The sequence below is a fragment of the Pedobacter sp. genome (genome assembly GCF_037719805.1).
Taxonomy (GTDB): Bacteria; Bacteroidota; Bacteroidia; order Sphingobacteriales; family Sphingobacteriaceae; genus Pedobacter.
Genome location: NZ_JBBJLZ010000001.1, coordinates 301,172 through 326,585 on the forward strand (window position 1 = coordinate 301,172; position 25,414 = coordinate 326,585).

Consider the following 25,414-nt stretch of genomic DNA (forward strand, 5'->3'; position numbering starts at 1 on the left):
AAATTAAAAGTTTCGATGTTCAGCAACCCAGGTTTGTATATAGTTCACGATGGTAACCATGGCCGTGCCTGGCGAAAAAAGCTCTCCTACGCCAATAGCTTTAAGTTTTTCAATGTCTTCTCCCGGGATAATACCGCCACCTGTTATCAGCACATTGGTTAGCTTTTTTTGTTTCATTATCTCTAGGAGTTTAGGAAAGACAGTCATGTGCGCACCTGATAGAATGGATATACCAATGGCGTCAACATCTTCCTGAAGAGCAGCATTAACCACCATTTCAGGCGTCTGTCGTAGTCCGGTATAAATTACTTCCATTCCAGCATCACGCAGGGAAGTGGCAATGACTTTTGCTCCGCGATCATGGCCATCCAGTCCAACTTTGGCTACCAAAACCCGAATTGGCCGATTTAATGAGTTACCCATAATTTATACTTAGTACACCGTAAATGTAGCTAATTTAGCCGTTTTATATTAACTTTGAGAACCTAATTTTACCATTATATGAGTGAGGAAAAATCATTGAATTTCATAGAAGAAATCATTGAGAACGATTTAAATACAGGAAAATACGAGACGCTGATCACACGTTTTCCTCCTGAGCCTAATGGATATTTACACATAGGGCATGCCAAGGCGATCTGCTTAAATTTTGGTCTTACTAAAAAATACGGTGGCTATACAAACTTAAGATTTGACGATACAAACCCGGTTACTGAAAAGACAGAATATGTTGACAGTCAACAGGAAGATATTAAATGGCTAGGTTTCCAATGGAAAAATGAGCTGTACACTTCTGATTATTTTGACACGCTTTACGACTACGCAGTTAAGCTTATTGAAGAAAATCTGGCTTACGTAGATGACAGTACAGCAGAGCAAATAGCGGAAGAAAAAGGCACCCCTACTGAGCCCGGAAGAAATAGTGAATATAGGAGCAGGACTATTGCAGAAAACCTTGATCTCTTTACCCGGATGAAAGATGGGGAGTTTGCTGACGGCGCTTGCACACTTCGTGCAAAAATTGACATGGCCAGCGTAAACATGTTGATGAGAGATCCAGTGATCTACCGCATTAAACATGCTGAGCACCACCGCACAGGTAATAAATGGTGCATTTATCCAATGTATGATTTTGCCCATGGACAAAGCGATAGTATAGAAACGATTACACATTCCATATGTACCTTGGAATATGTTGCACACCGGGAACTTTACGATTGGTTGATTGAGAAATTAGGTATATTCCCATCTAAACAATACGAATTTGCCCGTTTGAATCTTTCTTACACAGTGATGAGTAAGCGTAAGCTTTTACAACTGGTAAATGATGGGGTAGTTAGTGGCTGGGATGACCCGAGGATGCCAACCATAAGCGGATTACGCCGCAGAGGCTATACTCCTGAGAGCATCCGTGAGTTTTGCGAACGTATTGGCATTGCAAAAAGAGAGAACTTAATAGAATTGAGTCTTTTAGAGTTCTGCGTGCGGGAGCACCTAAACAAAACGGCTACAAGGGTTATGGCAGTCCTGGACCCAATCAAACTAATCATCAGCAACTATTCTGATGGCCAAGAGGAAAGTTTGGTTGGCGAGAACAATCCTGAAGCAGAAGATAAAGGTGGTTTGAGGGAGATTCCTTTCAGCAATGAATTGTGGATCGAGCGGGAGGACTTTATGGAAGTACCAGCCAAAAAGTGGTTTAGACTTGCACCTGGCGCAGTAGTTCGGCTTAAACATGCTTATATTGTAAAATGCGAAAGCTTTTTGAAAGACGATCTGGGAAATGTAACTGAAGTTCATTGCACCTATATTCCTGAATCTAAAAGTGGAGAAGATACCAGCGGCATTAATGTTAAAGGAACCATCCATTGGGTAAGTACTAAACATGCCAAAACTGCTGAAGTACGGATGTATGACCGTTTGTTCACGGTTGAATCACCAGACGCTGAAGAAGGTGACTTCAAGGATTACCTAAATGCAAATAGCGTTGAAATTCTTAAGAAAGTATACATTGAGCCTTATTTGGCAGATGCTGACAAAGACGCCCGATACCAGTTTATAAGAAAAGGCTACTATAGCCTTGACAAGGACTCTACGTCTGAGAACCTGATTTTTAACAGAACAGTTGGTTTAAAAGACGCCTGGGCAAAAGCAAACAAGTAATCTATTAGAGATACTTTTTGTAGAGATTGAACAAGATCATCTTATCCGAAGGAGTTAGTACAGGAGTGATGTCTGTCTGAACAAAGTGCCTTTTAAATGCAACAATGGCAGCTGAAATATTGCTGATATCATAACCAATTATCCTCAGTGCGAGTGTTGTATCAAACTCCACTGGGGATATTTCTAAAATATCGTCATACCACAATCCAAAACCTTTCTGAGCAAGTACCTTCCAAGGAAAATTATGGGGATCAGGCTTCCTGCTAGGTGCGATATCCGAATGTCCGATAAAATTAGCTGTTGGTATCTTATACCGCTTTTTCAATGTCGCTAAGATTTTAATTACGCCCCGAATCTGAGCTTCAGAATATGGTTCAAAGCCATCATTGTCAATCTCTATTCCAATAGAGGATGAATTTAGGTCGGTATCATTGCCCCAGCGCCCAATTCCGGCATGCTGAGCACGCAAATAATCATTAACCATTTGTACCACTTTCCCATCTCTGCCCACAACGTAGTGAGCACTCACTTCACTTTGTCCTTTAACAATGAAGGTTCGGATTGTTTGATCAGTAGATTTTTGAGCGGTATGGTGAAGGATTACGAAGTTAGGTCTACGAATGCCGAAGTTGATGGAACCAATCCACACCTGTGAATCAGCAGCCAGGGAATCGATACCTTGTGCTACAGGGGGAACTGCAGAAATGGTCTTTGCATAATCCTTTGACTGTTGTTTATAGATCTTATTAGTGGCAGCATATTTGTTTGTCGTACAGGACGCGAGAAGTATTAAAGGAATGGCTAAAAAGGGGAGAGAGAGACCTATCGTTGATTTCATAGTGCATGGATAAAGGTGTGAAATTACTATTTTTTACTATTTTAGCCCCAAATAAATCGTCAAATAATTGCGTGTCTTACATGCTAACTTACAACCCAATCTATGAAACCCTTTATAAAAGCTAGACTTTTTCTGGCAGGATGCGTCTTAGTATCCATAGTTAACGCCTGCACAAACAAAAGTTCTACGACTGTGAAACAAGAGGTTACTGGTAGGGATAGCTTACTGACCTATGTTGACGATCGTTTAAATATCTATGAAAAGGTAAAGCTGACAACAAACATTAATGATCTCACTATCTCTGAAAGACAAATCCTCCCCTTATTGATTCAAGCAGCAAAGGTAATGGATGATCTATATTGGAAGCAGGTTTACCCTCAGCGCGACAGCTTACTCAACACCATCAAAGATGAAGAAACAAAGGCTTTTATTTGGATCAACTATGGCCCCTGGGACAGGTTGAATGGCGACAAGCCCTTTGTTGCTGGCGTCGGACCTAAGCCTGATGGACTAAACTTTTATCCTGCAGGAATGACGAAACAGACATTGGAAAAGTCTGACGTAAAGGACAAATATGGTCAGTACACTGTGATCAGAGAAGAGAAACCGGGTACTTACATGTCTGTTCCCTACCACATTTTATATGCTACAGAACTCCAAAAGGCGTCGTCTTTACTTAAGCAGGCTGCTTTACTCGCAGAAGACGCTGGATTTAAAAAGTATCTTAATCTGCGTGCAGATGCATTGACGTCAGACAATTACACTGCTAGCGACTACGCCTGGCTGGATATGAAGACGAATACCCTGGACATAATTCTTGGTCCAATTGAAAACTATGAAGATAAACTTTTGAATGCAAGAGCATCTTATGAAGCTTATGTTTTAGTGAAGGATAAGGTTTGGAGCAAACGTCTTGCAAAATATGTAAGCATGCTTCCTGAACTTCAAAAGGGATTGCCTGTTGCAGCGAAGTATAAGAAAGAAAAACCAGGTACAGACTCAGAACTTAATGCTTACGATGTCATCTACTACGCGGGTGATTGCAATGCCGGATCGAAAACAATTGCCGTTAATCTCCCAAATGACGAAGTAATACAGACAAAAAAGGGAACAAGAAGATCTCAGTTGAAGAACGCAATGAAGGCCAAGTTTGATAAGATATTAGTCCCTATCTCTAAAGAACTAATCGACGCGGGTCAACAGCAGTATATAAACTTTGACGCTTTTTTTGCGAATGTTATGTTTCATGAAGTTTCTCATGGCCTGGGCATAAAGAAAACGATAACGGGCAAGGGCTTTGTTAAAGAGGCTTTACAAGAACAGTATTCGTGGCTTGAAGAAGGCAAAGCAGACATACTTGGTCTTTACATGGTTACCGGACTTCTTAAAAAAGGAGAGTTAGAGGGAGATATCAAAGAATATTATACTACTTATATGGCCGGGATTCTGAGGTCGGTTAGGTTCGGCGCGGCAAGTGCGCATGGAAAGGCAAACATGCAATGCTTTAATTATTTTAAAGAGGGCGGTGCTTTTATAAGGAATGCTAATGGTACTTATAAAGTCGACTTCGTTCAATTTGAAACGGCAATGAATAAGCTTGGCGGCCTAATATTGACATTGCAAGGGAATGGAGATAAGGCTGCCGTTGAGAAGGCCCAGAAAGAAAAAGCGATTATCACTACGGAGTTACAAGCCGACTTAGATAAGCTGACGAAAAAAGGTATCCCTGTTGATATTGTATTTGAACAAGGAGTTGATGTATTAGGCGTAAAGTAAATGCCTAAACGTGTGCGGTAATTATATCCTCTAATTCTTGTATGTCGAAGGGCTTGGACAGGTAACCATCTGCTCCAGCCTCATTTGCTAAAGCCTTAACATCGTTATTGGCAGAGAAATAAATTACCGGAATCGACTTCAAAGTGTCGTGATTTTTAAGTTCTCTTGTAGCTTCAATACCGCCAACATCAGGAAGCCAATTGTCCATAAAAATGATATCTGGTATATAGGCCATAACCTGATCTATAATATTATTTGAGGATGATGAGGTTTTAATCTCATAACCTGCATCTTCTAAAATTATAGTACAAAGTTCTAGTATATCTGCATTATCATCAAAAACAAATACTTTTTTCATTAACAGTAGCGAATTATATGAGTTGGCAAACTTATAAATTATTTAAGTGAATTTATAAATTCACCTATATTTTCAATGCTTAAAATCTCATCTATTTTAACATGCAGTTTCGCTTGAGCCGGCATGTAGGAGACTTGGGCGAAATCCGGATCCTGTATAATTGCAAGTCCACCCCAGGTTTTAACGGACTTTAAGCCATTTACCCCATCAGCATTTGATCCGGATAACAGTAAGCAGGCCAGCTTAGTCTTGTATACCTCCGCTGCGGTTTGGAAAGTCACGTCGATCGCAGGTCTTGAATAATTGATCTTCTCCGAATAATCAAAAGAGAAAGTGCGGTCTTGTTCAATAAGTAAGTGGTAATCAGATGGGGCTATGTAGATAGTTCCTGCACATATTTGCTCCTTTTCCTCTACTTCTTTTACTTTGAGCCTTGTTTTGCTGGAGAGCAGATCTGGCAGTAGAGAATCTGCCCCATGTTTGCGATGGATTACAATTATAATAGGAAAAGTTAATGCAGGATCCAATACTGGCAGTACCCTGAGAAGTACATCAAGGCTGCCGGCAGAACCCCCAATCACAAGTGCTTTACATCCGATCATTACTTAATTTTCCTCCATATCTTATTTAACGGTACTCTTTTATAAAGCTTTGAGATGTTAGAAAACTCTACCGTTTCTTTAGTACCCAAAGCCAGATACCCTAACTCTTCCAGACTTTCGTCAAAGAGGTCCAGTACTTTATGCTGTAGCTCGCGATCAAAATAGATCAGTACATTTCTACATAAGATCAATTGAAATTCATTAAAAGAATGATCTGAAACCAGGTTGTGCGTAGAAAATATCATTTTACTTCTAAGCTCATCGTTAAACTTTGCGAGAGAATAATTTGCTGTATAATAGGTCGAAAAATCATTAATGCCCCCGGAAGCGATATAATTCTCAGAATATTGCTTCATCTGACTCAAAGCAAACATGCCTTGGCGTGCTTTCTCCAGTACCACTGGATTTAGATCAGTAGCGTAAATAAGCGATTTCTGTAGTAGATTAAGTTCTTTTAAGATAATGGAAATTGAGTACGCCTCTTCGCCTGTTGAGCATCCGGCTATCCATATCCTTATGAAGGGGTAAGTGCCTAGCGCTGGAAGTACAGAATCCCTTAGCGTTTTAAAAAAAGAGGGATCTCTGAACATCTCTGTCACATTCACGGTAATCTGCTCAACGAAACGCTTAAAATATATGCTGTCGTTAATAATTCTATATCTGAACTCTGCAAAGCTTAATACCTTATCCAGTGTGTATAATCTGGTAATTCTTCTTTTTAAAGATGCTCTTGAATAACCTGTAAAATCGTAGCCATGATGTTCCAGGAGATCCGTAAGCAGTACCTCTACCTGTTCTTCATTGATAGCGCTTATATCCAATTAAAGTACGTATTTCTTAAGTAATCCTGTTAGTTCATCAACGTTGATAGGTTTTGAAACATACCCTACGGCACCTGCATTTATGCACCGTTCCCGATCTCCAACCATTGCCTGTGCAGTCACGGCAATAATCGGGATTCGATTTAATTCTGGTATTCTGCTTATTTCTGCAATTGCCTGATAGCCATCCATTCCCGGCATCATCATATCCATCAATACAACAGCGATTTCTCCATCACGCTTTAAAAGTTCGATTCCCTCTTCCCCGCCCACTGCTGATAAGCACTTATAACCTTTAGCCTTCAGAACAGCGCTTAGTGCGAAAATATTACGGTTGTCGTCGTCTATTATCAAAACTTTATTCACCATGTCTTAAACCTTGTCGTATAGCCAAACCCTGAGTAATGAGATGAGCTGATCAATATCTACAGGCTTAGAAATGTAATCAGATGCTCCCGCAGCGATGCATTTTTCCCGGTCTCCCATCATTGCTTTGGCTGTAACAGCCAGAACAGGCAATTGTTTATAGGCAGGAATCTTGCGGATCTCCCTGGTGCTTTCATAACCATCCATTTCAGGCATCATCATATCCATCAGCACAATATCTACTAAAGGGTTATCCTTAAGGAGTTGTAATGCTTCTTTTCCATCAGTAGCCGCCAGCACATGCATTTTATGTTGCTCAAGCGCTTTAGTTAGGGAGAAGATATTCCTCACATCATCGTCAGCGATCAATACAGTCTTATTATTCAAGACTTCATATAAGCCTCCTAATCGCGTAGACACAGGCTTTTTGTCACCATCATTAACCTTTTCCTCTACGAGATGAAGGAACAGACCCGCCTCATCGAGGATGCGCTGATAGGAATGGGCCGTTTTTACAACGATGGAATCAGCGTACTGCTTAATTCTGCTTTCTTCACCTTTGGAAAGGTTTTTCCCTGTAAAAATGATAATGGGAAGGTTTTCCAGCCCCTTAGTTTTTTTAATCGTTTCCAGGGTCTCATAAGCCCCTTTATCTGGAATGCCCATATCCAGAATGACACAGTCCACTTCCTTTCTTTGCAGCGCATCAATACCTTCTGCAACATCACCTGCAACTTCAGTAGTAATGCTGTAGTTGCTTAAGAAATAACTTAACGCTTCAGCATGCTGCTTATTTTCTTCAACGATCAGTACCTTTTTTGGATGTCGGCTTAGCGCATGCTCCAGTTTCTGGAAGATTTGCTGCATATGTTCCATGGCAACCGGCTTATTGATGAAATCAACAGCACCCTTTAGAAGGCTCTCTTTCTTAACCTCCAAAGAAGACATAATGTGAACGGGAATTGGCCTTGTAGCCGGGTTCGACTTTAACTCCTCCATCACCTGCCACCCATCTTTGACCGGTAACTGAATGTCTAATAATATCGCAAGAGGCCTATACAAATTTGCCAGTTCAATACCGGTGTCTCCACGAACGGCAACAACTCCCTTATACCCTCTTTTCCGGGTAAAGTCAAGCAAAATCCTTGCAAAAGAAGTATCGTCTTCTATTATGAGAATGATCTTATCCCCCTTGATAATGCGATCCCTGTCATCGCTTACCTCCTGTGGAATATGGTCTACAGTGAATCTTTCAGGCAAGGCAGGACTGTTAGGCTTACTGAAAGAACTCGCTACAACAGGTGCCGTAGGTACGATTTTCTCTTGAGCAGCTTCCTGATCAAATGGTATGGAGAAACTAAACTCACTTCCCACATGCTCCTTACTGGCTAAATTAATCTCACCCCCGAGTAGCTTGGCTAATTCCCTACTAATAGAAAGGCCCAATCCCGTTCCTCCAAACTTCCGTCTAGTGGAACCGTCTGCCTGCTGAAACGCTTCAAAAACCAACCCCTGTTTATCTGCAGGAATTCCTATTCCAGTATCGGTTACCTTAAATAATACCTTATTTTGATCTTCCTCTTTCCTTATTGTAAGCGTAACTTTTCCCTGAGACGTGAACTTAATTGCATTAGAAAGAAGGTTCTTCAAGATTTGTTCCAAGCGCATCTTGTCTGTGTTGATGTTTGGAATACCTTCTTCTAAATCTATTGCAAGCACAAGGTGCTTGTTTTTTGCAACAGGATTAAAAAGAGACCGCATATCTGTTGCTACTTCTTCAATAACGACAGGTGCAAACTCCAGGTTCATCTTGCCTGCTTCGATCTTAGAAAGGTCCAGAATTTCATCTATCAGGCCTAATAAGCCTTGTCCTGAACTTTGAATAACCTCTGCATATTCAATGTACTCTTTGTCTAGATCCTTGTTATCCGACATCAATTTAGACAACAGCAGAATGGAGTTTAATGGAGTCCGAAGCTCGTGGGACATGTTTGCAAGAAATTCTGATTTGTATTTAGTACTGAGCTCCAACTGCTCCGCTTTTTGTTGAATGTCCAGATTTCTTTCCAGTATCAATTGGTTTTTCTCTTCTAATAAGCTTGTCCGTTCTTCCAGCTCCTGGTTGCTTTGAAGCAATTCCTCCTGTTGTACTCTTAATTCTTCTTCAGATGTCTGTATCTTCTGACTTTGAGCTTCTAACTCGGCATTCATCGCTTCAAGCTCACTATGTTGAGCCTGCAGTTCCTCCGCCTGTGCCTGCGTCTCTTCCAACAACTCTTGCATGCGTTTGCGGTTTTGTGCAACATGAATAGCGATCGCAACATTTTCTGAAACACTGTTCAGAAAATCCAAATGAAAGGGCTTATAAGTAGTTAACGAACCAAGTTCGATTACACCAATCAAGACACCATTTCGTTTTACAGGCACTGCAGTGATGCTTTTAGGTCTTGTACTTCCTGAAGCATAGCTGATCGTCATTTCCCCATCAGGGATATCAGCAATCAGAATTGCTTTTCCAGATTTAACAACCTGCCCACAAATTCCTTCCCCTACTTTGATAATACGTTTTCTCTCATCATTTAAAAGTGCATAGCTTCCTTCCAGATGAAGATCTCTATCTGATCCTACCAAATAAAACACGGCGACTGCGCTTTCTGTGCGGTGTACAATCTCTTCAAGGACGTCATGAGCGAGAGCCTCAATGCTTTTTTCAGCTACAATTATATCGTTTACACTAGCAATACTGGATTGCAACCATTCTTTATCTGCTAGTAAAGAAAACGAATATTGCAACGATTCAGCCATCGCATTTAATGAACCGGCAAGGCTGCCCAGCCCATCTTTTTCTTTCTCGTCTAGCCTAATCTCGTAATCACCGTCAGAAATCCGTCCAGCTATGTTCTTAATCACATCAATCCTTGCGTCAATCTCTTGATTTTTATGCTGCAGTTCTTTTTGCAGCTCCATACGTAAGGTAAAATCGGAGGAGACCTTTCGATAAAAGAAAAACGTAATTAAGATAGCCAACGCTGCAGCAATAAGAATTAAAGCTGGCGTATAAGATGATATCTTATTTAGTTCCTGGGTTCTCAAAGTCAAAAGACGTTGCTCTTCCGCCTGCATTTTCTTAATGGTGTTCCGAGCGTCATCCATAAAGACTTTCCCTTTCAACAATTCGGATATGCTTACATTACCATTGTTATCCTTTACTTTGATCGTTTGTTCGATGATAGAAAGTCTGTTGATAACAATGTCTTGTAAAAGCTTAGTATTTTGCTGCTGAAATGGATTATCTGTTGTTTCAAGCGCTACAGTCTTTAATAAATCCTTCGCTCGGTCCTCAGCTCCGATGTATGGCTCTAAAAATACTTTGTCTCCAGTTAACAGATATCCCCTTTGCCCAGTCTCCGCATCTTTCAGTGTAGATATCACCGCATCAAGGCTTGACATCACTCTGTTGCTATGAGATACCAGATTAGCGCTCTTTATTAAATTTTGAATGCTGATAAAAGAGGCAAGGGACGTTATAAACAATATTAATAGGGAAAGTCCTAATCCAATCCTAAGGTTGCTTTTTAATGATGAATTCATATTTAGATTGTTGTCTATTCATATTCAGGTCCTGCGTTTACAGGTATGTTGAAGTAAAATTCGGAGCCCTCTCCCGACTGACTCTTCACACCAATTTCACCTGAGTGCCTTCTGATAATTTCCGCTGAAATGTATAGTCCAATACCTAAACCCTGGAAATGTATTGCAGTCTCTTCTACTCTGTAAAATTTATCAAAAACATGTTTCTGCATCTCCGGATCAATGCCGATGCCGAAATCACGAACACCAAGATAGATGCGCTCACCTATTTCTTCAAGATTAATTTGAACTTCATTAGTTCCTGGAGAATATTTAATTGCATTGGTAAGGAAATTGATCACTACTTGCTCAATGCGTGCCTCATCAGCATAAATTTCTTTACGAGCTGTGCCTTGTTTAAGAATTTTAAAGTCGGGATTTGATTGATAAATGATCTCAATCACACTGTCCAACATTATGTTGATATCAAAAAACTTTTTATTGAATTTAAGCTTACCGCTTTCAATTTTTGAGATATCAAGTAGATCGGCAATAAGGTCATTCAACTTCTCCATTTGTATCTGTGCCTTATTCAAATGCCGCTTCACAGTTGCAATGTCACCCCGATCAAGGTTCCTTTCTAAAAGTTGCATATATCCCTTCACACTTGTGAGCGGCGTTTTTAGCTCATGACTAGCGATGCTGATAAACTCGTCTTTCTTCCGTTCCGCCTGCTTTCTAAACTCAATCTCTTTTATTAGCTCCTTCTGGACTTCAATCAGTTTCCTGCTCTGTTCATAAATCCTATAGAAAGTCTTTACTTTTAATAATAAAATGTCGACGTCAACAGGCTTGGTGATATAATCTAGTCCACCTGAAGAGTATCCTTTGGTAATAAACTTATTGTCCGTGTTGACAGCTGACAGAAAGATGATAGCTGTTTCCTTAGCTTTACTGTAGCCTGAGATTGCTTCTGCAACCTCAAATCCATCCATACCAGGCATCTGCACATCCAAAATAATAAGGACATACTCATTTTTTAATACTTTCTTTAATGCTTCTTCTCCAGAAGAGGCGGTATCGACTTCGAAATTATGCTGCTCTAGAACCTTTTTTAGAGATATGATGTTCTCAGGAGTGTCATCTACTATTAATATCATTCTAGAGCGAAAATAGAAAAATTAAAGCTATACAACTCTAAAGAATATTTAAAGTATCGCTTCATAATCATGATTTATGGTAAATCGCTGGAACTGAATGTGTCTCCCTGGTTAAAATCACCAGTCTCAAAGCCTTTTTTAAACCAGTACATTCGCTGCGCAGATGTACCATGAGTAAATGCATCGGGCACCACTTCCCCTTGCGCCTGCTTTTGTAACTTATCGTCACCAATTGCATTTGCAGCATTTAATGCTTCTTCAATATCCCCTTCATCTAAACGGAAATCCTTTAAGTTTTGTGCATGGTGAGCCCACATACCAGCAAGGAAGTCCGCCTGTAGTTCTAGTTTAACAGATAGCTTATTATATTCTGTTTCACTTAATTGTCCCCGTGCCTGATCCAGTTTGGCAGAAATCCCTAAAAGATTTTGGACATGATGACCTACTTCATGAGCGATAACATATGCCTGAGCAAAGTCTCCCGCAGCACCAAAACGGTTTTTTAATTCCTGATAGAAGGATAAGTCAATGTATATTCTTCTGTCGCCAGGACAATAAAAAGGACCAACGGCTGAGCTCGCTCCGCCACAGGCAGACTGAACATAATCTGTAAACAAAGTGAGTTTTTCTGGCTCCTGATAGGTTGAGCCCATCTCACGAAATTGAATCTCCCACACTTGATTTGTGGATTCGAAAACTCCGTCAACGAATTTACCTTCCGCATCAGTCGGATCACCGGTTTTTCCTTCAACAGCAGCTTGCTGTCCGCCAGGTATCTGGCTCACTAGGCCTGTTAGGTCCTGACCAAAAATTAAACCCAGGATAACTACGACAATTCCGAGGCCACCACCAACGGCGCCACCGCTCATACCACGCCTGTCGTCGATATTGCCACTGCCTTTACCAAACCATTGCATAAAAAACCTTTTATATGTAAAACAATTCGATTCACCAATTTTTATACCAAATGACTTATTTTTAGCGTATTAATTAAAAGTTAGTATTGCAGCTTTAATTCTTTGTTGAACTTCGTTGACTCCAAGTGCTTTTGCGATATCAAAAATGCCGGGTCCAAATTTGCCTCCAACCAGCATTACTCGGAATGGAAGCATCAACTCTCCCGGCTTAAAGCCATGGTCTACAGCCATATTTTTGAATTTTTGTTCTTCCTCAAGTGGCTCCAAACTTAAGTCAAAAGAGAGAGCATAGGCCTTGAAAAAAGCGGCTTTCTCTGCAGTCCATTTCGGCTTAACGGCATCAACATCGTATTTTTCAGGAAAGGTGAAAAAGTATCCTGCCTGCGGCACAAAGTCCGTCATCAGATAACAACGATCTTTAATTAGGTCAATCACCGTTAACAGGTAAGCATCATCATGGACTGCAATTCCATTAGCCGATAGTTCCTGCCTTACAGCGGGCATCAAATGTTCGGCAGTCGCATTTTTAATCCACTCGTGATTGTACCATTTCGCTTTTTCAAAATCAAACTTTGCTCCCGCTTTACTTACACGTTCCACAGAAAATTTCTCTATAAGTTCTGATAACGAAAATAGCTCTTGATCCGTTCCGTCATTCCAACCGAGCATTGCCAGGAGGTTAACAAAAGCTTCCGGCATAAACCCTAGTTCCTTAAAACCTTTGGTTACATCACCAGTTCCAGGATCTGTCCAGTTCTGTGCATAGACAGGAAAACCCAAACGATCGCCGTCACGTTTGCTCAACTTGCCATTTCCATCAGGTTTTAAAATCAATGGTAAATGAATCCATTGAGGCATCTCATCCTCCCAACCCAAATACCTCCAAAGTAAAATATGTATTGGAGCCGATGGCAACCATTCTTCCCCTCTAAAAATATGGCTAATCTCCATCGCCCTGTCATCCGCTACTACCGCCAAATGGTAGGTTGGCATTCCGTCTGCCTTAAGTAGAACCTTGTCATCCACAAGATTTGTGTCGAAACTCACATGTCCTCTGATTAAATCCGTAAACGAGACCAATTCGTCTTCTGGCATTTTAATTCTAACTACATAAGGAGTGTTTGCAGCAATTAATGCCTCAACTTCTGCCGCCGGCAGTGTGAGTGAGTTGCGCATATCACCTCTCGTTGAAAGGCCGTAAGTGAAGTTTGGAATTTCCTTACGTTTCGCATCAAGCTCTGCAGGCGTATCAAAAGCATAATAAGCAAATCCATCAGTAATTAACTGATCGGCATACTGCTTGTAAGTCGCCTTTCTTTCGCTCTGTCGGTACGGTCCATAAGCACCCCCTAGCTGCGGACTTTCATTGGGTGAAATGCCACACCATTCCAAACAGGACACGATATATTCTTCAGCACCTTCTACAAACCTGGTTTGGTCGGTATCCTCTACGCGAAGAATGAACGTGCCATTTTGCTGCTTAGCAAACAAATAATTGAACAATGCCGTGCGGACACCTCCCAGATGTAGGCCGCCTGTAGGACTAGGGGCAAATCTTACTCTTACTTTCTTTTCCATATTACTGCCTGCAAAGATATATTTTTGTAATTTGCCTACATAATCTATGAATCCTTACGAGAAGAAGCGACGTTGGAAGTTCTTTCTGTTGATATTTGCCATCATAATAGGTGGTGCTTCGGTTTTTTACAGTGACTTCTTTGTGAAGAAAATGGAGCGTGAAGAACGGCTTCAATTTCAACTGTATGTTAAGGTTACTGAACAGGCGCTTTTGATGTATGACGATGATCGTTACACAGGATTAGTTGATCTTATCAGAACGAACAACAAGCTTCCTGTAATCATGACCAACGATAAAGGAGACTTCGTGGGCTTTGAGGGATTGGATTCGACAAAGACCTATTATGATGTGGAGAAGAAACCAGGCGTTGCGTATGATCCCGGGTATTTTCAAAGAGAACTGAGGGCAATGAAGAAACAGCATCCACCTACGCCTATCAATGGCTTAGGTGCAGATGGATCAAAATACTATATCTATCACAAAGATTCTCCAACATTAACACAGTTAAGATACTTTCCATATATACAATTGGGCGTTATTGCACTGTTTCTGCTAACCGCTTATGTAGCCTTCAGTTCTGCCAGAAAAGCGGAGCAGGATCAGGTTTGGGTAGGAATGGCAAAAGAAACGGCACACCAGCTTGGAACGCCCATTTCCTCTTTAATGGCTTGGGTAGAGCTCATGGCTACCAGGTTCAATGCCGAAGACGACCCTTTGATAGCAGAAATGCAAAACGACATCAAAAGGCTGGAAGTTATCACTGACCGCTTCTCAAAAATAGGGTCTAAGCCTATTCTTGAAGACCATGTGGTCTTTACCGTCATTCACAATTTCGTAGAATACTTCAGGCTTCGCACCTCGGATAAGGTGATATTTTCGATTACTGGCGATGAGCAAGTTAGAGCGCTTTTAAATGTTCCCTTATTTGACTGGGTTACTGAAAACTTGTTAAAGAACGCTGCGAATGCAATAGAGAACGAAGGAAAAATAACGATAAATATTGTTGAAAATCTAGCCAAAGAAGAGGTTTTTATTGATGTGACTGATACTGGTAAGGGGATTGCGAGGTCTAAGTTTGACGCCGTGTTTCAACCGGGTTATACCACTAGAAAACGCGGCTGGGGCCTTGGTTTATCACTAACTAAGCGTATCGTAGAGAACTACCACAGCGGTCAAATTTTTGTTAAAGACTCTGAATTAGGCAAAGGAACAACGTTCCGTATCATTCTTAAAAGTAGCATAATGTATGAACCGACCTCAAACTAATGAGTATCCCGCATGGGGAGAAACATATATCAAACTGATTGACGGAGATGTGTTAGAGATTCTGCAGCAACAGGCGACGGACTTTGCAGACTTGATTAGCAGTTTAACGGACATTGGCGACTATGCGTATGCTCCGGGCAAATGGACGATCAAAGAACTTATCGGTCATATTATCGATACGGAGAGGATTCTGGTTTTTCGGTTAACTGCATTTGCCAGAGGTGAGAAACAAGCATTACCTGGATTTGATGAGGACGAGTATGTAGCCGGGGCGGCATTTTCCGAGCGAAGCCTCCATAGCTTTTCAGAAGAATTCGCTTTACTGCGGCAGTCAAATCTATATTTGATACGTTCACTTAACGACAAAGCTTTAGATGCCTCAGGAATAGCATCAGGTCGCCTCATTTCAGTTAGAGCGATTGTTTATGTCATTGCCGGACACATTATTCACCATACTGCTATCATAAAAGAAAGATACCTTTCTTGATAGACGAATGTTTTCTGTCCTTTTTAATTCTTTCGAACTTAACAATTGTTATCCTCAAATAAAATAAATCAATATCTTTGAACTCTAAGTATTACATAATGACTAAACAAGAAAACAATAACAGTTTTGATTGGCTTTACTACGTTCTAGGCCTTTTCTTTGGAATTCTTACTACTTCTGCGATAACTATGAGTTTCGGATGGTTGCTATTTGGCGGTCTTTTAGGTCTTATATTTGGCGCGGTATTTTTAAACAAAATTGTTAAGGACCGTCAGCACTAATTTAACTTAAATCGTATAACATGAAAAAAGTATTATTACTGGCATTGTTTGCCACGTTCAGTCTTGCTGTCAATGCACAAGAACTGAAGTTCCCTGGTTTGGATGGAAGTCCCGCTGACCTTGCTTATTTTCCTGCAAATGCTGCGCAGAAAAATACTGCACCAGATATCAAATTAATATACGCAAGACCATCTAAAAAGGGCCGTGTTGTATTTGGTGAGCTAGAAAAATACGGAGCTGTTTACCGTCTTGGTGCAAACGAGTCGAACGAAATTACTTTCTTTAAAAATGTGACTGTTGGTGGAAAGCCAGTTAAAGCTGGAACATACAGCCTATTTGCAATTCCAAATAAAGACAAATGGACTGTCATTATTAACAGCAAAATAAATAGCTGGGGCGCCTATTCTTATGAAGAAGCCAAAGATGTCGTTAGAACTGAAGTTCCTGTGAAAACTCTAGCTACTCCTGTTGAAGCTCTTGCGATGATGTTTACAAAGACAGATACCGGTGCAGATCTTAACATTGGATGGGATACCGTCTCTGTTTCCTTGCCGATCACAATAAAATAATCCTTTCTTTAAAAAGCCGGATGCAATGCATCCGGCTTTTTTTATGCCTTAAACTTTCGTATCGTCAGCTATTTGTCATATCCAAAATCATATTTAATCAATCGTTTGATTAATCAATCGATTGATTAATTTTGCATCGAAATGAAGATGGAGAAAGCAGATAAGAGAGCCAGTATACTTGAAGCAGCAGAGAAGTTGTTTTCAGAACTTGGCTATGAGGGCGCTTCCACCCGACAAATTGCAAAGGAAGCCGGAGCCAATATGGCAATGATCAATTACTACTTCGGTTCGAAGGAAGGGGTCTTTATGGAGATCATGGGTCAGCGGATAGCTGATTTTAAGACCCAGCTTCATGAAATCAAAATGGCGAAAGTTACCGTCATGGAGAAACTGCTTCTTGTTGTAGAACGATATGCTTCAAGAATCATATGTAACATCACCTTCCACAAAATGATGCAGCGCGAACTTTCACTCCCCCAGAGACCTGAAATGTTTACCACAATTAAAAGTGCGATGATGGAAAATATGCTGGTTCTTGAAAGCATCATTACTGAAGGAATTGAAGAAGGAGCCTTTCGAAAAGTAGACGTTCGCATGCTGATTGCTACCGTAATGGGTACCATCAGCAACGTCGCCATCTCGCCATCCAAAATTACGTATGGAACATCGCTGGACATTAACATCAAGAAAGACAGAAAGCTGATTTCAGAACGTTTAACCGCCCATCTAAAAGATCTTATTACAATCTATTTAACACCCCAACAATGATACGTTATACTTTCAAAACGCTCTTACTCGCGCTATTGCTCCCAAACCTGATCTATGCCCAACAAGTTAAAAGACTGACCTTGCAGGAGGCATTGGCGCTCGGTATCAGCAATAGCAAGAATCTCAAACTTTCACAAAGCAAAATTGACGAATCAGTATCGAGGCTCGCGATCATTAAAGACAACGCTTTGCCAACTGCAAGCGCATCATTCCTGTACAATCATGCAGAAATACCAACAAATTCGTTGGTGATCGGCGGCGCAGATCCCATCCATCTTCCCCGACGTGCAGATGCATTTGTCGGTACTGCGGCTGTAGAAGAATTAATCTATAACGGAGGGAAACTTCGCTATGCTGAAGAATCAACTAAACTGCTGACTGAAGTTGCAAAGCTAGACGCCGAGAAAAGCAGAGAAGACATCAGCTATGCGGTGATTAATACTTATTTCTCCTTATTTAAAGTCCTTCAAAGTAAAAAAGTAGTTGCCCAAAACCTGGAGTCTATCGCAAGTCAGCTGAAACAATCGCAACGGTTCTTCAACCAGGGCATAGTAACTAAGAATGACGTTTTAAGATTCCAGCTACAGCAAGCAAACGTTTCGCTAACAGATATGGAAATCGAGAACAATAGAAAAATCATTAACTATAACCTTGATATCTTGTTGGGACTGGATGACGCAACTACAATTGAAATTGCAGACCCTGATAACTCTTTGACACCGGTGGGTACTTTAGGAAGTTATATCGACATGGCCATGAGCAATAGACAAGAACTGCAACAACTTGACCTACAAAATAAAGTAGCAGGAGTTAATATCAAATCTATCCAGGCCAATGCTTTGCCGACGGTAGGTGTAGGTGCAAATTTGTATTATATCAACCCAAGCGGAAGCTTCATTCCACCTACAAATCAGTACCTGATGCCAATCACCATTGGTGCTAATGTTTCATGGAACATTGCAAACCTTTGGACCAACAAGAATAAGATCTCGGAAGCAAGAATTCAACAGCAGAATGTTGTAATTCAAAAAGATATTCTTTCAGATCAATTTAAGACTGAGATTAATAGAAATTATCAGGACTACCAATTGGCAGTCAATAGAATCAAGATTTTAGAAACCTCTATTGCCCAGGCAACAGAAAATGATAACCTGCTTGCTTCAAAATATAAAAACAATGTGGCCTCTGCAATTGATAGAATAGATGCAGAAACCCTGCTTTATCAAGCTAAGATCAACCTGGAACTTGCAAAAGCAGACGCAGGTCTTGCTTACTATACCTTACTCAGATCAACCGGAAAAATAGCTAACTAATTCTCATAACAAACACGCAATGACTACTGAAACTAAAAAGAAGAATAAAGTTGTACCCATAATCTTAGGTGTACTCTTAGTAATAGGGGCCATTTTTGGAACCAAAGAATATTTGTATTACAGCAAACACGTAGATACGGATGATGCTCAGATTGATGGCGACATCAGCCCGGTTGTTGCACGTGTAGGCGGCTATGTGAAGGAGATAAAATTTGAAGAAAACACCTCCGTAAAGGAAGGTGACGTACTGGTAAAACTGGATGACAGTGACTATAAAGTGAGATTAGAACAAGCTAATGCTGGTCAACTCGGTGCCAGCGCAGGAGTCGGAGTATCGCAATCACAAATTGCTGCTACCTCAGCAAACACGAGTACCGCAAAAGCGAATATCGAAGCTGCCCGAGTTCAATTGATGTTAGCTCAAAAGGATTATGAGCGTTACGCCAACCTGGTAAAAGATGGTTCGATCACACAACAACAGTTCGATCAGGCAAAAGCGCAGAAAGAATCTGCACAAGCAGCCTTTACCGCTGCAAAAGATCAATATGTCGCGGCTGTTAAACAAGTTGGAACTACACAATCTCAATTGGCAGTAAGCAATACAGGTGTTACCGCTCGCCAGTCTGAAGTTGATCTTGCAAAACTTCAACTTTCTTATACCGATATCAAAGCGCCCGCTTCAGGCATCGTTTCTAAGAAAAACGTTCAGAAGGGTCAGTTGGTACAGGCAGGTCAGTCGCTATTCTCAATTGTGAATGAGAACAGCATTTATGTAACCGCCAACTTTAAAGAAACCCAACTCGAAGAGATAACCCCCGGACTTAAAGTTCAGGTAGAAGTTGACGCTTATCCAAATGAAGACATCCAAGGAGAGGTTTACAACTTCGCCCCAATCACAGGTGCCAAAGGATCGCTGTTACCACCGGATAATGCTACTGGTAACTTTGTCAAAGTGGTGCAAAGAATTCCTGTTAAGATAAAGATCACAAAAGCCTCGAAAGAAACAATGGCGAAATTACGCCCAGGCATGAGTGTTAAGGTTTCTGTTTCTATTAAAGACTAGATAATGGCCGAGCAAGGTTTAAAGAAGTGGGTAATCACGTTTACGGTAATCACAGCTTCCTTATTGGAGCTAATTGATACCACAATTGTAAACGTCGCCATACCCCAGATACAGGGAAACCTTGGCGCAACCCTTGAGGACGTCGCCTGGTTATCCACCGGCTATGCTGTTGCCAACGTAATCATTCTGCCTATGTCTGGATGGTTAGGAAGCAGATTTGGTCGTAAGAATTACTTTTTATTTTCAATTATACTCTTCACAATCGCTTCGTTCCTTTGCGGTAACGCGACCAATTTGGAAGAGCTCATTGCCTTTAGGATCCTACAGGGCCTTGCTGGTGGTGGTTTGATTTCAACAGCTCAGGCGATTCTAATAGAGACATGGCCCCGGGAAGACGTCGGTATCGCTACTGCCCTATTCGGTTTAGGCGCCGTTGTCGGACCAACAGTTGGACCTACCATTGGTGGCTATTTGTTGGAGATCAGTTCATGGCCCTTAATATTTTATGTGAATATACCCGTCGGGATTCTCGCCGCGTACTGTACCTACATGTTCGTTCGCGAAACCCCGAAAGAGGGTAAAGGCATGCCTGTAGATTGGTATGGTATCGCTTTATTGGCAATTGCAGTTGGAAGTTTGCAGACGCTATTAGAAAAAGGCGAAAGTGAAGACTGGTTTTCAACGCCATATATTACCGCGCTAGGTGTTGCTTCTGTCGTAGGTTTACTCCTCTTTATATGGAGAGAAATGAGCACCGACCATCCCATCGTGAACTTTAAGATCATGAGACACCGAAGCTTTTCTGTCGGCATGTTCACCTCATTTGTACTTGGGTTTGGACTCTACGGCTCTGTGTTTGTGTTTCCAATCTTTTGTCAGAATCTATTGGGCTTCTCCCCTTTACAAACGGGCGAACTCTTGTTTCCTGGAGGATTATGTACCATTGTAATGATGCCATTTATTGGAATCATGTTGAAGAAAAACGTTCCTGCGCAGTTTATGGCTACAATAGGTATGTTTCTTTTCTTCGTATTCTGTGCCATGTTAAGTAACTCCACGCTGCAATCGGGAACTAGTGATTTCTTTTTACCACTCATGATCAGAGGTGTCGGTATGGCGCTATTGTTTGTGCCCCTAACCACACTAGCTATTCAGGACCTGAAAGGTGCAGAAATAGGTCAGGGTTCAGGTTTAAATAACATGATGAGACAGCTAGGCGGATCGTTTGGAATCGCCGCTCTGACTACATTGATACACCTTCGTCAGGGTTTCCACAGAAGTAATTTAATCACTAATGTGAACGAATATAACCCGGCATTTACAGAACGTTTCAATGGATTTATCCAAAACTTTATCAGCAAGGGATATGGTTACCTCGATGCCAAAGTACTGGCAACAAAAGCTATCGAAGGTACGGTAACTAAACAATCCCTATTACTTACTTACAACGACGCCTATTGGATCGCAGGTTTGATTATGCTGTGCTCAATTCCGCTACTTTACCTGCAGAAATTCAAGAAGAACGTCGAAATTCCCGCAGATCTCCACTAATTTAAAAAGGCGTTATATTACTTTAACGCCTTTTTAAATCAAAATTAACCTAATTCTGATTGATAATTGGTAAATTATGCACGTAAATTACCAATCAAATATGATGCAGAAACAACGCGCAATAGGTCAAAGGGAATCGGTTTTTAACAATGAAGTCGTATCCCGTTTTGAACTTTATAACAGCCTTTTTCTTACCCTTCCTTTCTACAAAATCAAAGACACAGGGACCTTACTGCCCCTCTTCATTAAATACTGTGAAGAAGGTGTAGTAAACCATGAAACACCTGAAAAGATCATACACAGCTTCTTCAAAAAGTATACGCAACACGATACAAAGAAAGATATCATTGATCTGTTATTCAGGTTTATTCAATATATCGAACGACAAGTTGTATTATTTGATGCCGTTGAAGACGCTTCCTTCAATAAGCTCAATGCAGACGATGAAGAAAATGCACTCCTTTCTTATCTTAAAAAAGGAGTCGACAATTACCAGCTAACGGATAAGATTGAGAAATTGATAGAAGATTTTTCTTTGCGATTGGTGCTCACTGCCCATCCAACACAGTTTTATCCAGGAAGCGTATTGTCAATCATTACAGACCTTACTTCTGCAATTAAAAACAATGAGATCTCTACTATACATCTTCTGTTGCAGCAACTTGGTAAAACGCCTTTCTTTAACAAAAAATCACCAACGCCGGTAGATGAGGCACTTAGTCTCGCCTGGTATTTGGAAAATGTATTCTATTTTGCCGCTGCGAACATACAATCGGGCATAGATAAAACTCTTTCAGAGTACAGCATCGAACCTAAAAAGATTGTTGAGCTGGGCTTCTGGCCCGGTGGAGATAGAGATGGAAACCCAAATGTACATACTGATTCTACCATCCAGGTCTCTAAAATGCTTCGCCAGATCCTCTTCAGATGCTATTACCGCGACTTTAGAAATTTAAAACGTAGAATAACATTCAGAGGCGTAGAAGACGCAGTTGCCATTGTGCATGACATCCTTTATCAAAATGCTTTCGATCCGAATATAGAACATAAGAACATCGCAGAGGAAGTCATTAAGCACCTGCTAGACATCAAGGGCACCTTGCTAAGTGATCACGATGGCTTATTCGTAGACTTGGTTTCAGACCTTATCCGCAAAGTGGAATTGTATGGTTGCCACTTCGCGTCGCTGGATATCAGACAAGACAGCAGGGTACTCCGGGATGTTCATGCCTACTGCAGGCAGAGTAAACCAATCATATCTCTATTTCCGGAGAACTATGATGACCTTTCCGAACAGGACAAGATCAATGCACTATCATTCAAAAGCGCAAAAGTCAATTACACCGAAGAAGCTGATGCACTGATTGAGGACACACTGCAAACCATTGCAGAGATTAAACAAATCCAGGACAGCAACGGTAACCTAGCCTGTCATCGCTTCATCATTAGCAATTGCCAGCAGGCAAGTGATATTTTACAGCTCATTGAACTTTTCCTATGGAACGGTTGGGACGAGAATGACCTGAGCATTGACTTCGTACCTTTATTCGAGACCGTACATGACCTGGCAGTTGCTGCGAAGATCATGGAGACGCTTTATGCGCATCCCTTTTACAAAAAACACCTGGAAAGCAGAGGCAATAAGCAAGACATCATGCTTGGCTTCTCCGACAGCACGAAAGATGGCGGTTACCTCATGGCCAACTGGTCCATCTTTAATGCGAAAGTTGAGCTGACCGAAACGGCCAATAATCACAATATCCAGCTGGCCTTTTTTGATGGTCGCGGTGGACCGCCTTCAAGAGGAGGCGGTAAGACACACCGTTTCTATGCTTCCATGGGTAAAGAGATTGCGAACAAGAATATCCAGCTCACCATTCAGGGACAAACGATCAGCTCGCAGTATGGTTCGATCGACAGTGCTGAATTTAATATCGAACAACTAATAAACGCGGGCATCTCTGCCGGCATCAGAGAAAAGCACAATATTCTCTTAGATCCAGTACATAAAAACCTATTGGATGAAATGGCCGAAGATAGCTTTGAATCCTTCGTGGCGCTAAGAAAGCACCCTTTGTTCTTAAGTTATCTTGAAAAATTCTCTCCCTTAAGCTTGCTTTCGAAAATTACGATAAGTAGTCGCCCGGTAAAAAGGAACTCCGGCGAAAAGCTTAAACTGGAAGATCTGCGTGCCATTAGTTTCGTGACTTCCTGGAGCCAGCTAAAGCAGAACATCCCTGGATTCTACGGTGTTGGTACCGCCCTTAAAAATCAGGACGATAAAGGCAACTGGGAGAAGGTAGTAGAAACTTACAACGAGTCCGGCTACTTTAAAACGATCATAGAAAACTGTATGATGTCTATGAGCAAAGCAGATTTCGCTATAACAGCTCACTTTGCTAATGACAAAGATTACGGCGCATTCTGGACTATGCTTTTTGAAGAATTTGAGTTGTCTAAGCGAATGTTATTGAAACTATCCGGTCATACCACTCTAATGGAGAATTACCCTGCAGAGAAGCGCTCAATTGCTGTGAGAGAGAAGATAGTGTTGCCCTTGGTGCTTATCCAGCATTTTGCATTAGAGCAGCTTCAGGGCGAATTTTCAGAGCAAGAGCAGCAGTCCCTCGAGAAGCTAGCCATTAGAACCGTCTACGGAATTGTGAATGCTGGCAGAAACCTTGCATAACTTCTATTAACTGTATAAAAAAAGGCGATCCAAACAGATCGCCTTTTCCTTTTGCTTAACAAAACGTCTATCTATCGATAGATCCCATTACCTTTTGGCCGAAGGAATTAAGGGCATCCTTTTCAAGTGCGCCATCGGCCACGCTTGCATGAACCTCTAATGCTCCGCAAATATTGGTAATCAGCTCACCCGCTACGTCTACCTCCTGCTCACTTACGCCTCTGAACTCGCAATATGCTTCCAGAACGTTTAATGTAGCCTCAAGATCTTCCTTAGTGGTGTTCTGAAAAAACTGTCTTATAACTGGAATCTTCATTACTTTATCTTATCAAATAACTGTGTTAAAACTTCAGCTTTGTTTGTTTGCGTCTGGTCAACCAACACCCCTCCTTCGAAGGCAGCAAACGTTGGCAAATTATCAACGTTCGCGAGTTTACGTGAATTAGGTAATTTCTCCGCATCCACGATAAGGAATGCAACATCACCATTTTCCGCAGCCAGCTTTTTGAACTTTGGTTTCATGATTCTGCAGTTACCACACCATGATGCAGCATACTGAACCATTACTTTGTTGTTGTCAGCAACATATTGTTGAAGATTATCTTCGGTTAATTCTAAAAACATCGCTATTTATTTAATTAATGTGCACTTAGGTATTCAGCAACACCACTTCTATCGGCGCTCATTGCTGTTTTTCCTTCTTCCCAGTTTGCAGGACAAACTTCACCATGTGTCTGAACATGACTGTATGCATCAACCAGACGTAAATATTCTTTTACATTTCTTCCCAATGGCATATCGTTAACACTTTCATGGAAAACTTTACCAGTCTCATCAATAAGGTAGGTAGCTCTGAAGGTTACGTTAGAACCAGAAAAGATCTCATGACCTTCTTCATCGTATTCTACTTCCTGCTCCACAATGCCTAAAATATTAGCCAATTGTCTGTGAGTATCAGCAAGGATCGGATAAGTAACACCCTCAATACCGCCATTATCTTTCGGTGTATTTAACCATGCAAAGTGAACTTCATTTGTATCGCATGATGCACCAATTACCATTGTATTTCTTTTTTCAAATTCAGGCAATGCTTCCTGGAAAGCGTGTAACTCAGTTGGACAAACAAAAGTAAAGTCCTTTGGATACCAGAATAGCAACACTTTACTGCTTCTATTTACTGCTTCTTCAAAAACATTGATTTTTAAATCATCACCCATATCAGACATTGCGTCTATGCTGATGCTTGGGAATTTTCTACCTACTATTGCCATAATTAT

The 25,414-nt window shown here is 41.1% G+C and carries 24 protein-coding genes; 11 read left to right on the forward strand and 13 right to left on the reverse strand.

Features of this window, described 5'->3' with window-relative positions; genetic code table 11:
- Positions 1-3 precede the first annotated feature (3 nt).
- A complete protein-coding gene (locus WKF66_RS01425) occupies positions 4-423 on the reverse strand; it encodes a cobalamin B12-binding domain-containing protein (protein WP_489672616.1) in 420 nt (139 codons plus the stop codon).
- 78 nt (positions 424-501) lie between these two features.
- Here WKF66_RS01425 and WKF66_RS01430 point away from each other — a divergent pair, with 78 nt between their 5' ends.
- Positions 502-2,163, forward strand: coding sequence for a glutamine--tRNA ligase/YqeY domain fusion protein (locus WKF66_RS01430; protein WP_489672617.1), 1,662 nt, complete (start codon positions 502-504; stop codon positions 2,161-2,163).
- A gap of 4 nt (positions 2,164-2,167) precedes the next feature.
- Here the strand turns inward: WKF66_RS01430 and WKF66_RS01435 are convergent, their stop codons facing one another.
- Entirely contained in the window at positions 2,168-3,001 is an 834-nt protein-coding gene (locus tag WKF66_RS01435; RefSeq protein ID WP_489672618.1) for an N-acetylmuramoyl-L-alanine amidase, read from the reverse strand.
- A gap of 102 nt (positions 3,002-3,103) precedes the next feature.
- Between WKF66_RS01435 and WKF66_RS01440 the strand changes: the two genes are divergently transcribed.
- Positions 3,104-4,777, forward strand: a complete 1,674-nt coding sequence (locus tag WKF66_RS01440; RefSeq protein WP_489672619.1) for a dipeptidyl-peptidase 3 family protein — start codon at positions 3,104-3,106, stop codon at positions 4,775-4,777.
- Between the two features lie 4 nt (positions 4,778-4,781).
- On the opposite strand, the gene WKF66_RS01445 is transcribed toward WKF66_RS01440, so the two are convergent.
- The 8 genes from WKF66_RS01445 to gltX all read right to left on the reverse strand — a co-directional run bounded on the left by WKF66_RS01445 (position 4,782) and on the right by gltX (position 14,149).
- Entirely contained in the window at positions 4,782-5,135 is a 354-nt protein-coding gene (locus tag WKF66_RS01445) for a response regulator (RefSeq protein ID WP_489672620.1), read from the reverse strand.
- A 38-nt stretch (positions 5,136-5,173) separates the two neighbouring features.
- Positions 5,174-5,737 (reverse strand): chemotaxis protein CheB, encoded by a 564-nt coding sequence (locus tag WKF66_RS01450; protein WP_489672621.1) that lies wholly within the window; start codon positions 5,735-5,737, stop codon positions 5,174-5,176.
- Positions 5,737-6,558 carry a CheR family methyltransferase gene (locus WKF66_RS01455; protein WP_489672622.1) on the reverse strand — a complete coding sequence of 274 codons (822 nt, stop codon included), beginning with the start codon at positions 6,556-6,558 and terminating at the stop codon, positions 5,737-5,739. The genes WKF66_RS01450 and WKF66_RS01455 overlap by 1 nt, the downstream gene beginning before the upstream one ends.
- Positions 6,559-6,927: a response regulator gene (locus WKF66_RS01460; protein ID WP_489672623.1), complete on the reverse strand. Its 369-nt coding sequence runs from the start codon at positions 6,925-6,927 to the stop codon at positions 6,559-6,561.
- A 3-nt stretch (positions 6,928-6,930) separates the two neighbouring features.
- Positions 6,931-10,515: a response regulator gene (locus tag WKF66_RS01465; RefSeq protein WP_489672624.1), complete on the reverse strand. Its 3,585-nt coding sequence runs from the start codon at positions 10,513-10,515 to the stop codon at positions 6,931-6,933.
- A gap of 14 nt (positions 10,516-10,529) precedes the next feature.
- Positions 10,530-11,654 carry a hybrid sensor histidine kinase/response regulator gene (locus tag WKF66_RS01470; RefSeq protein WP_489672625.1) on the reverse strand — a complete coding sequence of 375 codons (1,125 nt, stop codon included), beginning with the start codon at positions 11,652-11,654 and terminating at the stop codon, positions 10,530-10,532.
- A gap of 74 nt (positions 11,655-11,728) precedes the next feature.
- Positions 11,729-12,571, reverse strand: a complete 843-nt coding sequence (gene ypfJ / locus WKF66_RS01475; RefSeq protein ID WP_489672626.1) for a KPN_02809 family neutral zinc metallopeptidase — start codon at positions 12,569-12,571, stop codon at positions 11,729-11,731.
- Positions 12,572-12,640: 69 nt separating this feature from the next.
- Positions 12,641-14,149 (reverse strand): glutamate--tRNA ligase, encoded by a 1,509-nt coding sequence (gene gltX, locus WKF66_RS01480; RefSeq protein WP_489672627.1) that lies wholly within the window; start codon positions 14,147-14,149, stop codon positions 12,641-12,643.
- Positions 14,150-14,195: 46 nt separating this feature from the next.
- Between gltX and WKF66_RS01485 the strand changes: the two genes are divergently transcribed.
- The 9 genes from WKF66_RS01485 to WKF66_RS01525 all read left to right on the forward strand — a co-directional run bounded on the left by WKF66_RS01485 (position 14,196) and on the right by WKF66_RS01525 (position 24,137).
- On the forward strand, positions 14,196-15,416 hold the full coding sequence (locus WKF66_RS01485) for a sensor histidine kinase (RefSeq protein ID WP_489672628.1): 1,221 nt from the start codon (positions 14,196-14,198) through the stop codon (positions 15,414-15,416).
- Entirely contained in the window at positions 15,397-15,903 is a 507-nt protein-coding gene (locus WKF66_RS01490; protein WP_489672629.1) for a DinB family protein, read from the forward strand. Before WKF66_RS01485 ends, WKF66_RS01490 begins: the two co-directional genes overlap by 20 nt.
- A gap of 98 nt (positions 15,904-16,001) precedes the next feature.
- Entirely contained in the window at positions 16,002-16,184 is a 183-nt protein-coding gene (locus tag WKF66_RS01495) for a hypothetical protein (RefSeq protein ID WP_489672630.1), read from the forward strand.
- A 20-nt stretch (positions 16,185-16,204) separates the two neighbouring features.
- A complete protein-coding gene (locus WKF66_RS01500; protein ID WP_489672631.1) occupies positions 16,205-16,753 on the forward strand; it encodes a DUF2911 domain-containing protein in 549 nt (182 codons plus the stop codon).
- A gap of 141 nt (positions 16,754-16,894) precedes the next feature.
- Positions 16,895-17,521, forward strand: a complete 627-nt coding sequence (locus WKF66_RS01505) for a TetR/AcrR family transcriptional regulator (protein WP_489672632.1) — start codon at positions 16,895-16,897, stop codon at positions 17,519-17,521.
- Positions 17,518-18,834 (forward strand): TolC family protein, encoded by a 1,317-nt coding sequence (locus tag WKF66_RS01510; RefSeq protein WP_489672633.1) that lies wholly within the window; start codon positions 17,518-17,520, stop codon positions 18,832-18,834. The genes WKF66_RS01505 and WKF66_RS01510 overlap by 4 nt, the downstream gene beginning before the upstream one ends.
- Positions 18,835-18,853: 19 nt before the next feature.
- The gene (locus WKF66_RS01515) at positions 18,854-19,897 is read left to right on the forward strand and encodes an HlyD family secretion protein (RefSeq protein ID WP_489672634.1); all 1,044 of its coding nucleotides are present in this window, start codon (positions 18,854-18,856) and stop codon (positions 19,895-19,897) included.
- 3 nt (positions 19,898-19,900) lie between these two features.
- Complete coding sequence (locus tag WKF66_RS01520) at positions 19,901-21,448, forward strand: DHA2 family efflux MFS transporter permease subunit (RefSeq protein ID WP_489672635.1); 1,548 nt, start codon at positions 19,901-19,903, stop codon at positions 21,446-21,448.
- 100 nt (positions 21,449-21,548) lie between these two features.
- Entirely contained in the window at positions 21,549-24,137 is a 2,589-nt protein-coding gene (locus WKF66_RS01525; protein WP_489672636.1) for a phosphoenolpyruvate carboxylase, read from the forward strand.
- 67 nt (positions 24,138-24,204) lie between these two features.
- Here WKF66_RS01525 and WKF66_RS01530 read toward each other — a convergent pair whose 3' ends face one another.
- From WKF66_RS01530 to WKF66_RS01540, 3 genes are read right to left on the reverse strand one after another with little or no spacing between them, the layout of a single operon-like run.
- Positions 24,205-24,453 carry a DUF6952 family protein gene (locus WKF66_RS01530; RefSeq protein WP_489672637.1) on the reverse strand — a complete coding sequence of 83 codons (249 nt, stop codon included), beginning with the start codon at positions 24,451-24,453 and terminating at the stop codon, positions 24,205-24,207.
- The gene (locus WKF66_RS01535) at positions 24,453-24,761 is read right to left on the reverse strand and encodes a thioredoxin family protein (protein ID WP_489672638.1); all 309 of its coding nucleotides are present in this window, start codon (positions 24,759-24,761) and stop codon (positions 24,453-24,455) included. The genes WKF66_RS01530 and WKF66_RS01535 overlap by 1 nt, the downstream gene beginning before the upstream one ends.
- Before the next feature lie 14 nt (positions 24,762-24,775).
- Positions 24,776-25,408, reverse strand: coding sequence for a peroxiredoxin (locus tag WKF66_RS01540; protein ID WP_489672639.1), 633 nt, complete (start codon positions 25,406-25,408; stop codon positions 24,776-24,778).
- Positions 25,409-25,414 lie beyond the last annotated feature (6 nt).